The following is an 8,514-nucleotide window of genomic DNA, read 5'->3' on the forward strand; positions in this document are numbered from 1 at the left end:
CGGGCGCGGCGGACGCGGCGGGCGCGGGCTATGTCCGGGTCCGGCCGCGCGATTTTGCCCTGGTGATCGGGGCGGTGCTCGCCTTTGCGCTGCCGGCGCTGCTGGCGATGCAGCGGCTGACCATGGTCGACGGGCAGATGATCCTGCTCGGCTACAAGATTTTCTCGATCTTTCTCGGCCTAGCGCTGATCATCACCACCTGGACGATCAACCACAAGAGGGCGGAGCGGGCGCGGCTGGAAAAGGTCGATCTGCTGATCCTGATGCTGATCGCGATCCCCGGCGGCGCGCTCACCGCGCTCTTCTCGGTCGGCGTGGGGGAGCTGGTCGCGCTCTATCTGTTCATCCGCCATTATCCGGTGCTGCTGTGCACCGGCACCGCCTGCGTCATTTCCTCGATCAGCGTGCTGGTCGGCATCGTCTGGCATATCGAGATGGACACGGTGGCGTGGGAGATCGTGCTGCTGGCCGGCCCGGGCGCGGTGCTCGGCGCCTTTCTCGCCCGCCCGATCGCCCTCTGGCTGGGCGCGAAAAGGCTGAAGACGCTGGACGGGACGTGGATTGTCCTGTCGGCGGTGTATCTGATCGTGCTGAACTGGGTTTTTGAGCGGGACGGTGGGGCGCTGAACATTCGCTCCTGCCCCGGGAACCGAATATCGCGGTCGGCGTTTTTCGCTCATGATCCACGATTCCTCTCTGCGCATCCCCAGCCTCGTCTACAGCAGCGACGAGGAGCCGGGCATATCGCGGGTGCGGCGGGGGCGGGGGTTTCAATATCTGTTGCCCGACAAGAGCCATCTGAAATGCCGCATCGAACTGGCGCGGATCAGGAAGCTGGGCATTCCGCCGGCCTATAGCGACGTGTGGATTTGCCCGAAGGCCAATGGCCATATCCAGGCGACCGGCTATGATGCCGCGACGCGCAAGCAATATCGCTATCATGACGACTGGCGGCTCTATCGCGACCGGCAGAAATTCGACCAGCTGGCGGAATTTGCGACGCGGCTGCCGCGGATCCGGCGCAAGGTGAACGCTTTGCTGCGGCCCGACGGCGCGGCCGATGTGCGGAGCAAGGAAGTGGCAATTGCCGCGCTGGTGCGGCTGATCGACCGCACCGCGATCCGGGTCGGCGGCAGCTCGCGGATGAGCAAGGGGGCGACCACGCTCGATATCGGCAATATCCGCTATGACGAGGACCGCTTGCGCCTGCGCTATCGCGCCAAGGGTGGGAAGCGGGTGAGCTGCAGCCTGCGCGACACGCGGCTGCAGAGGATATTGGAGCAGATTGACGACCTGCCGGGCAAAAGACTGTTCCAATATGTCGGCAGCGACGGCGCGGTCCATCCGCTCGACAGCGGCGACGTCAACGACTGGCTGAAAGAGGCGTCGGGCATGGACAGCCTGAGCGCGAAGATGTTCCGCACCTGGCACGGCAGCGTCGCCGCGCTGGATGCGATCGCTTCGGAGGAGACACCGACGATCAAGCAGGCCTGCGAAGCCGCCGCCGCGACCCTGCGCAACACGCCGGCGATCTGCCGCAAGAGCTATGTCCATCCGGCGGTGTTCGATCTGGTCGAGATGGACGCGGAGGAACGGGCGGCGCTGATCGAGGGGCTTGGCGCGGATATCGCGGGCCTGCGGGTGGGCGAGAACCGCTTTGTCGGGTTGATTGGCGGAGGGCGTTGAGGGCGGTGCTCTCGGCTAGCCACATTGTCACCCCAGCGTAGGCTGGGGCCCAACCCGATCCTGCTTTCGCACACCGCCGATTGGTTTGGGTCCCGGCCTTCGCCGGGATGACGGTTTTCCCGCGAAGCCAGGGGATGCCGCAGTGGAGCGCTAATCCCCGACCGCAATATCCCCGCGGCTCACAACAATACGCAGCCCATGGTCCACTCGCGCCGCAGCAGGCCGTAGACCAGCATGTCGCACAGGCCTGCATGCGTGCGCTCATGTTCGCGCAGGCAGGCTTCGCGGGTGAAGCCCAGACGCTCGGCCAGCGCGACCGAGGCCAGGTTCCGGCTGTCGATTTCCGCGAACACCCGGCGATGGTCCTCCCGTTCGAACAAATGGGTGATCAGCGCGGCGGTGCAGGCGCGGGCGACGCCCCGGCCCTGCCGGTCGGCGACCGTGACATATCCCAGCTCGCTCACCTGGTCATCCCCGGCCGGACCGCGACAAAGCGGCCGACAAGGGCACCGTCGGATTTGTCGATTGCGACCCAGCTGCGGCCATTCCATTCCGGATCGGTGAGCCAGGCGCATAGTTCGGCTTCGCTCTCGAAACGCGGGCGCGCGAGAAAGCGGCAGGCCTCCTCGCTCGCAAATGTCTCGAACAGGGCCGCGCTGTCCCCGGGCTCCAGCTTGCGAAGCCGATATTGGTCGGTCTCGATCAGTGGCGTGTCCGGCATCGGGTCACCCCCTTGTTCCTGTCCGCATCGGGCAGCTTGTCACGATCACTGGTCGGCCTTGCCGGCCTTTGATGCCGCCACGAGGCGTCCCAGCTCTCCCAGTCGATCGCCCGGCCCGGATAGGCGACCTTCTCGAACGGCCAGTCGCTTTTGATCCAGCGGCTCGCCCAGGCATAAAGTTCGGCGTCAAAGCCCGCGTCATATTCGGCCTTGGTCACCCACAGGCGGACCTCGGCGTCATGGCCGTCGACGCTGCTCGGGCGGACATAGAGCGAGCCACGTTCGCGGCTGCCGTCCGGCGTGAGCACGGCATAGGCAAAGGACTCGCGTTTTGCGAAGCGGGCCTGTTCGGTTTCCATGTCCCGCATCGCATCGGCAGCGGAAATATCCTTGTGCGGCCAGCCGGTGCTGCGGGTGAAGGTCTGCTGCAAATGTTCGATCGAGGACATATAGGCCGCGAAATCGATATCGACGAGCTCGGGGCCGAGCGGGACAAGCTTGAAATTTTCGGTTTCCACCAGCGTCGGAGCATCGAAATCGGCCGGTATGAAGGCGGGGGGAGCTTCGGCTTCCAGCGCGGCATCCGGCTCTGCAATAGCGGCGGTGCTGGCCGTTGCAACTGCTCCCGCGGTTGCCGGGCCGCTCGTCATCAACAACATTGCCGCCGTCAGGGCTGCGCCCGTCATCCTGAAATTCATCATGCTTGCTCCCTGATCATGCCTGTTTCCGAGGATTGCATCCGCGGGCGCCCGGCGCAACCGTTCAATTGTTCCGGGACAGATCCGGCCGGATTTCCTGCAGGCGGGGAGGGGGATCGGTCACCTCTCGGGTGCGCCATATGGGGCTTTCCCCGCCTTCAAAATTCCGGAAATATCCGGAACGATCTGCGCGCGCGTCCGTAGATTTCCTGTAGCCAAATGGCAGCGGCCTTCTCCCTTTCTTCGGCCCGCCATGCGGCTATCCCTGACAAAGGGCCCTGAAACCTAGAGGAGAGAAATGATGATGTTACAGGATGAGAAAACAGCACGGTGATTGGCAGCGACCGCGTCGATGGTACCGCCGTCTATGGCCCGGACAAGGGCAAGATCGGATCGGTCGACAAGCTGCTGATCGACAAGCGCGGCGGCAATGTCACCGATGTGGTGATTTCTGCTGGCGGCTTCCTCGGCATTGGCGACGAGAAACACAGCATCCCCTGGTCGAAGCTCGATTATGACACTGACCTCGGCGGCTATCGCATCGATGTCACCAAGGAGCAGCTGATGGACGCGCCGCGCTTCGGCAATAACGAGCCGGACCGCCCTTATGATCGCGACTATCAGTCCAGCGTCTACGAATATTGGACGGTGACGCCTTACTGGTAAGCAGCGGCTGGCCAGTCAGCCAAATGCAAGGAGCCGGGCGAAGCGATTTCGCCCGGCTTTTTCATGCGTGGCGCTGGCGCGCCCTAGAGGGCGAATGGATCGGCTAGTCGTCGCCGTCGACCTTTTCGGGCAGGCCGTCGTGATCCGTGCCTGCATAATCTTCCAGCTCCTCTTCGGTCATGCTGTCATACATGTCCTTGGATGCGCCCTTGAGGTCGCCGACCTTGGTTTCGCCGCGCTTGGCGGACAGGGCGGCTCCGGCGGCGCGTTGCTGGGCTTTCGATTGGGCTGGCATGATAGTCTCCTTTGCTTGCCGGTGGTTGATGCTGTGGGGGCCCTTTCAAGACGGCGGCTTCCCGTCTTCTTCTCCCGGGTCCCAGTGGGAAGTGAAGGGCGCGCTGGTGATCAGTACCGTCAGGATAACGGCGGTGATGATCACCGCCAGCCAGATTTCCCCGAAGCCGCAGATCAGGCCAATTGCGCCCGCCGCCCATATCGACGCGGCAGAGCCGGCACCCTGAACAAAGCTGCCCTCGCGAAACATCGCGCCGGCTCCGAGAAAACCGATGCCGGTGATCACGCCTTCAAAGACGCGGCTGGGGTCGATGTCGCTTTGTGGATCGCGGGTGGATTCAAGCAATTCCATCGCGCCAATCGCCAATGCGCAGGCGGCGATTGAGATGATCACGAAGGGCCGGAAGTCGATCGGCTTGCGTCGGATGAACCGCTCCAAGCCGATCAGGAAAGGGAGGAGGGTGGCTGCGCCAAGCCGCCACAGCGCCTCTGACCAGGCAATCGTATCGGGTCCGGCGAATATATCCGTCATGGCAAAGGAACGCGCCGGCCGGACATTTGTTGCAGGGGTGCCGCGAGAAAAACAAGGGGCCGCCGAAGCCGGATCAAAGCGGAAATGTGCCCGGCTGAAAGGCCGGCGTCCGCTCTGTTCCGTTCTTCTGCGGCCCCTCTGGACTGCATTCAGACGGCAGTGGTCGCGCCTAGAGCGGGACCCGGGCGTGGTCGCCCATTTCGTCGCCATCCATCGTCATGCCGGTCATCATCTTGAACATGCCGACGACACCGGGATCGGCTTCCCAGATTTCCGCGTCGGCGAGGTCAAGCCGCAGCATCAGCAGGCTCGGGTCTTGCCGGCCCTGTTCGTACCAGGCCTCGACCGGCTTGCTCCAGTGCTTGTCGATGATCGCCGCGTCAGTCTCTTCGGTCAGATTGCCGGAAACGCAGGCGAAAAGATCATGGCCCTTGGAGACAAATTGCATCATCGCCGGACCGCCCTTGGCGAGCCGGTTGTCGCGCGAGGTGTAGAACCAGATCGCGCTGTTGGCGTCTTTGTCGAGCTGCGCGCGCATCGGGATGCTGTGCTTGCTATCATTGTCCAGCGCCATCATCACGAACGGGCTGTCGGCGATCGATTCCCAGAATTCCTCGCGGATCTCGTCGCGGTCGGTTGTATCGTTCATATCTTTGTTGCTCATGGTCAGTTTCCTTTATTCCGTTTCATCCAACCAACGCGCAGGACGGATAAAGTTTCAAAAATTCGGGAAAATTTCCGAGGTTCTGCAAGGCGTGATTTGGGCCAACGGCACAGTTGCCTTGCGCTCAGTTTATAGACATTGTCGCCCCAGCGCAGGCTGGGGCCCAGCCCGGCTTGCTTTCGCAGAGCGGAAATTGGTTTGGATCCCGGCCTTCGCCGGGATGACGAATTGCTGGTAGTGCAATGTGCAATCGAAGCGCGGTAGCGGCAGAATCCTGCGGTCAGCCCGCGTCACCTCATCATAAGGCTGGTTGCGGCGCGGGCGCATTGATATTAGGCACGCGGCTTATTTCTTTGCACAAGGACGCATCATGACCGATCATCTGGAAACTCCGCACCTTGAAACCATGGCCGTCCACGCCGGCACCGAGCCCGATCCGACAACCAATGCGCGGATCACGCCGATTTACCAGACGGCCTCTTATGTTTTCGATGATGTCGACCATGCCGCCGACCTGTTCAATCTCGATGCGTTCGGGAATATCTACACCCGGATCATGAATCCGACCAACGGCGCGCTGGAAGGCAAGATTGCGGCGATGGAGGGCGGCGTCGGCGCGCTGGCGGTGGCTTCGGGCCATGCGGCGCAGATCATTGTCTTCCATGTGCTGATGGACCCCGGCGCGCATATCGTCGCGGCGAAGAAGCTGTACGGCGGCTCGCTCAACCAGCTGGCCCATTCGGTCAAGAAATTCGGCTGGAACGTGACGTTCGTCGACGCCGACAATATGGACGAGGTCAAAGGCGCGATCACCGATGACACGCGCTGCGTCTTTATCGAGAGTCTCGCCAATCCCGGCGGTGTGGTGCAGGATATCGAGGCGATTGCCGATATCGCCCATGAAGCCGGCATTCCGCTGGTTGTCGACAATACGATGGCCTCGCCGATGCTCTGCCGTCCGATCGAACATGGCGCTGATATCGTTGTCGAAAGCGGCACCAAATTTCTCGGCGGCCACGGCAACAGCGTCGCCGGCCTGATCATCGACAGCGGCAAGTTCGACTGGACCAAGAGCGAGAAATTCGCCTTCCTCAACCAGCCCAATCCGTCTTATCACGGCAAGGTCTTCACCGACGCCTTCGGCCCGATGGCCTTCATTCTCGCGGCGCGTGCCTTGTCGCTGCGCGATCTGGGGCCGGCGCTGGCCCCGCAGAATGCTTTCTACATATTGACCGGCATGGAAACGCTGGCGCTGCGCATGGAACGTCATTGCGAGAACGCGCTGAAAATGGCCGATTGGCTGCAAGGCCGCGACGAGGTCAGCTGGGTGTCCTATGCCGGTCTGCCCGACAATGAATATCACGCGCTGGCGCGGAAATATCTCGGCGGCAAGGGCGGCGCGGTGTTCACCTTTGGTCTGAAGGGTGGCTATGAAGCGGGCACGAAACTGGTGTCGGCGGTCAAGCTGTTCAGCCATCTCGCCAATATCGGCGATACGCGCTCGCTGATCATCCACCCCGCCTCGACCACCCACAGCCAATTGTCGGGCGACGAGCTGGTTGCCGCAGGCGCGGTCCGGATGTGGTGCGCATTTCCGTCGGGATTGAGCATATCGACGATATTATCGCCGACATGCAACAAGCGCTGGAGTCGCTCTGATGAGCGATGCAGCAGGCGATTATGTTTATGACGAAGAGACCGGTGAATGGTTGAGCCCCGAAGATGCCGCGGCCAAGTCAGCGGGTCCGGAAGTTGTTGATGCAGTCGGCAATGTCCTGGCCGATGGCGATGCCGTCACCCTGATCAAGGATCTCAAGGTCAAGGGCGCGGGACAGACGCTGAAACGCGGGACTTTGATCAAGTCGATCCGCCTGACCGGCGACGCGCAGGAGATTGATTGCCGCCACGAAGGCATCAAGGGTCTCGTCCTGCGGGCAGAATTTGTGAAAAACGCAGCTGACCCATTCTCCCTGTTGCAGTGCAGCACCAATGATATTAGGCAGTCACGCTAATTCCTTGCGACAGGACCTCCCATGACCATAATCTCCAAAGCTCTCGGACGTATCCAACCTTCTGCCACGCTGGCCATGTCAGCCAAGGTCACCGAATTGAAATCGCAGGGCATTGATGTGATCGGCCTGTCGGCGGGCGAGCCCGATTTCGACACGCCGGACTTCGTCAAGGAAGCGGCGATCCAGGCGATCCGCGATGGTGAAACCAACTATACGACCGTGGACGGTACCGCCGCGCTGAAACAGGCGATTATCGCCAAGTTCGAGCGCGACAACGGGCTGACCTATACGGCGAAGCAGATCACCGCCAACAACGGCGGCAAGCATACTTTGTTCAACGCGCTGGTGGCGACGCTGGACGAGGGCGATGAAGTGATCATCCCCGCGCCTTACTGGGTCAGCTATCCCGATATCGTCAATTTCGCCGGCGGCAGTCCGGTGATTATCGAGGCGGGCGCGGACCAGGGTTACAAGATCACCCCGGAGCAGCTGGAAGCGGCGATCACGCCGAAGACCAAATGGTTGATCCTCAACTCGCCGTCCAACCCGAGCGGTGCCGCCTATAGCGCGGATGAACTCAAGGCGCTGGGCGCAGTGCTGATGCCGCACGAAAATGTGATGGTGATGACCGACGATATGTACGAACATATCTGGTATGCCGATTTCCCGTTCGCGACGATCGCGCAGGTCTGCCCCGAACTTTATGACCGGACGCTGACCGTCAACGGTGTGTCCAAGGCCTATGCGATGACCGGCTGGCGGATCGGCTATGCTGGCGGACCGGAATGGCTGATCAAGGCGATGGGCAAGCTGCAGTCGCAGTCGACTTCGAACCCTTGCTCGATTTCGCAAGCCGCAGCGGTGGCCGCGCTCAACGGTCCGCAGGATTTTCTGGTCGAGCGCAACGCCGCCTTCGAGAAACGCCGCGATCTGGTCGTGTCGATGATCAACGATACGCCGGGCCTGCAATGCCCGACTCCGGAAGGCGCCTTCTACGTCTATCCCGATGCCAGCGAGCTGATGGGCAAGACCACGCCGAAGGGCGCGGTGATCAATACGGACGAGGATCTGATCGCCTATTTCTGGAAGAGGCACAGGTTGCCGCAGTGCACGGCGCTGCCTTCGGTCTCTCGCCGGCGTTCCGGATCAGCTATGCGACATCGGAAGAGCTGCTGACCGAAGCCTGCACGAGAATTCAACGGGCCTGCGCGGCTTTAACTTAGGCCTCAAGCGCCGGGCGG

Annotated in this window: 10 protein-coding genes and 2 pseudogenes; 6 read left to right on the forward strand and 6 right to left on the reverse strand. The window is 62.0% G+C overall.

Annotated elements, in window-relative coordinates; translation table 11 throughout:
* On the forward strand, positions 1-857 hold an 857-nt coding region (locus C8024_RS05150; RefSeq protein ID WP_173203280.1), incomplete at its 5' end, for a sulfite exporter TauE/SafE family protein.
* Entirely contained in the window at positions 781-1,686 is a 906-nt protein-coding gene (locus C8024_RS05155) for a DNA topoisomerase IB (RefSeq protein WP_173203278.1), read from the forward strand. The genes C8024_RS05150 and C8024_RS05155, both read left to right, overlap by 77 nt.
* A 179-nt stretch (positions 1,687-1,865) precedes the next feature.
* Here the strand turns inward: C8024_RS05155 and C8024_RS20970 are convergent, their stop codons facing one another.
* The 3 genes from C8024_RS20970 to C8024_RS05165 are packed head-to-tail and all read right to left on the reverse strand — an operon-like array spanning position 1,866 to position 3,108.
* Positions 1,866-2,150, reverse strand: coding sequence for a GNAT family N-acetyltransferase (locus tag C8024_RS20970; RefSeq protein WP_367947162.1), 285 nt, complete (start codon positions 2,148-2,150; stop codon positions 1,866-1,868).
* Positions 2,147-2,407 (reverse strand): GNAT family N-acetyltransferase, encoded by a 261-nt coding sequence (locus tag C8024_RS20975; protein WP_254305588.1) that lies wholly within the window; start codon positions 2,405-2,407, stop codon positions 2,147-2,149. The genes C8024_RS20970 and C8024_RS20975 overlap by 4 nt, the downstream gene beginning before the upstream one ends.
* Complete coding sequence (locus tag C8024_RS05165; protein WP_254305589.1) at positions 2,389-3,108, reverse strand: twin-arginine translocation pathway signal protein; 720 nt, start codon at positions 3,106-3,108, stop codon at positions 2,389-2,391. Before C8024_RS05165 ends, C8024_RS20975 begins: the two co-directional genes overlap by 19 nt.
* A 327-nt stretch (positions 3,109-3,435) precedes the next feature.
* Between C8024_RS05165 and C8024_RS05170 the strand changes: the two genes are divergently transcribed.
* On the forward strand, positions 3,436-3,771 hold the full coding sequence (locus C8024_RS05170) for a PRC-barrel domain-containing protein (RefSeq protein WP_173203282.1): 336 nt from the start codon (positions 3,436-3,438) through the stop codon (positions 3,769-3,771).
* Between the two features lie 103 nt (positions 3,772-3,874).
* On the opposite strand, the gene C8024_RS05175 is transcribed toward C8024_RS05170, so the two are convergent.
* The 3 genes from C8024_RS05175 to C8024_RS05185 all read right to left on the reverse strand — a co-directional run bounded on the left by C8024_RS05175 (position 3,875) and on the right by C8024_RS05185 (position 5,261).
* On the reverse strand, positions 3,875-4,066 hold the full coding sequence (locus tag C8024_RS05175) for a DUF3008 family protein (RefSeq protein ID WP_100093952.1): 192 nt from the start codon (positions 4,064-4,066) through the stop codon (positions 3,875-3,877).
* Positions 4,067-4,111: 45 nt separating this feature from the next.
* The gene (locus C8024_RS05180; RefSeq protein WP_173203284.1) at positions 4,112-4,597 is read right to left on the reverse strand and encodes an MgtC/SapB family protein; all 486 of its coding nucleotides are present in this window, start codon (positions 4,595-4,597) and stop codon (positions 4,112-4,114) included.
* A 169-nt stretch (positions 4,598-4,766) separates the two neighbouring features.
* Positions 4,767-5,261: a pyridoxamine 5'-phosphate oxidase family protein gene (locus C8024_RS05185; protein WP_254305590.1), complete on the reverse strand. Its 495-nt coding sequence runs from the start codon at positions 5,259-5,261 to the stop codon at positions 4,767-4,769.
* Between the two features lie 370 nt (positions 5,262-5,631).
* Between C8024_RS05185 and C8024_RS05190 the strand changes: the two are divergent.
* From C8024_RS05190 to C8024_RS05200, 3 genes and pseudogenes are all read left to right on the forward strand, one after another.
* Positions 5,632-6,920 (forward strand): annotated as a pseudogene (locus tag C8024_RS05190) (O-acetylhomoserine aminocarboxypropyltransferase).
* Entirely contained in the window at positions 6,920-7,273 is a 354-nt protein-coding gene (locus C8024_RS05195; protein WP_173203286.1) for an alkylphosphonate utilization protein, read from the forward strand. Before C8024_RS05190 ends, C8024_RS05195 begins: the two are co-directional and overlap by 1 nt.
* 21 nt (positions 7,274-7,294) lie before the next feature.
* A pseudogene (locus tag C8024_RS05200) lies at positions 7,295-8,496 on the forward strand (pyridoxal phosphate-dependent aminotransferase).
* Positions 8,497-8,514: the final 18 nt, after the last annotated feature.

The sequence above is a fragment of the Sphingopyxis sp. BSNA05 genome (assembly GCF_013265645.1).
Taxonomy (GTDB): Bacteria; Pseudomonadota; Alphaproteobacteria; order Sphingomonadales; family Sphingomonadaceae; genus Parasphingorhabdus.

Coding starts and splice junctions, on each gene's coding strand:
- C8024_RS05165 (WP_254305589.1), bottom strand. CDS start 3,108: ATGATGAATTTCAGGATGACGGGCGCAGCCCTGACGGCGGCAATGTTG.
- C8024_RS05175 (WP_100093952.1), bottom strand. CDS start 4,066: ATGCCAGCCCAATCGAAAGCCCAGCAACGCGCCGCCGGAGCCGCCCTG.
- C8024_RS20975 (WP_254305588.1), bottom strand. CDS start 2,407: ATGCCGGACACGCCACTGATCGAGACCGACCAATATCGGCTTCGCAAG.
- C8024_RS05195 (WP_173203286.1), top strand. CDS start 6,920: ATGAGCGATGCAGCAGGCGATTATGTTTATGACGAAGAGACCGGTGAA.
- C8024_RS05185 (WP_254305590.1), bottom strand. CDS start 5,261: ATGAGCAACAAAGATATGAACGATACAACCGACCGCGACGAGATCCGC.
- C8024_RS05180 (WP_173203284.1), bottom strand. CDS start 4,597: ATGACGGATATATTCGCCGGACCCGATACGATTGCCTGGTCAGAGGCG.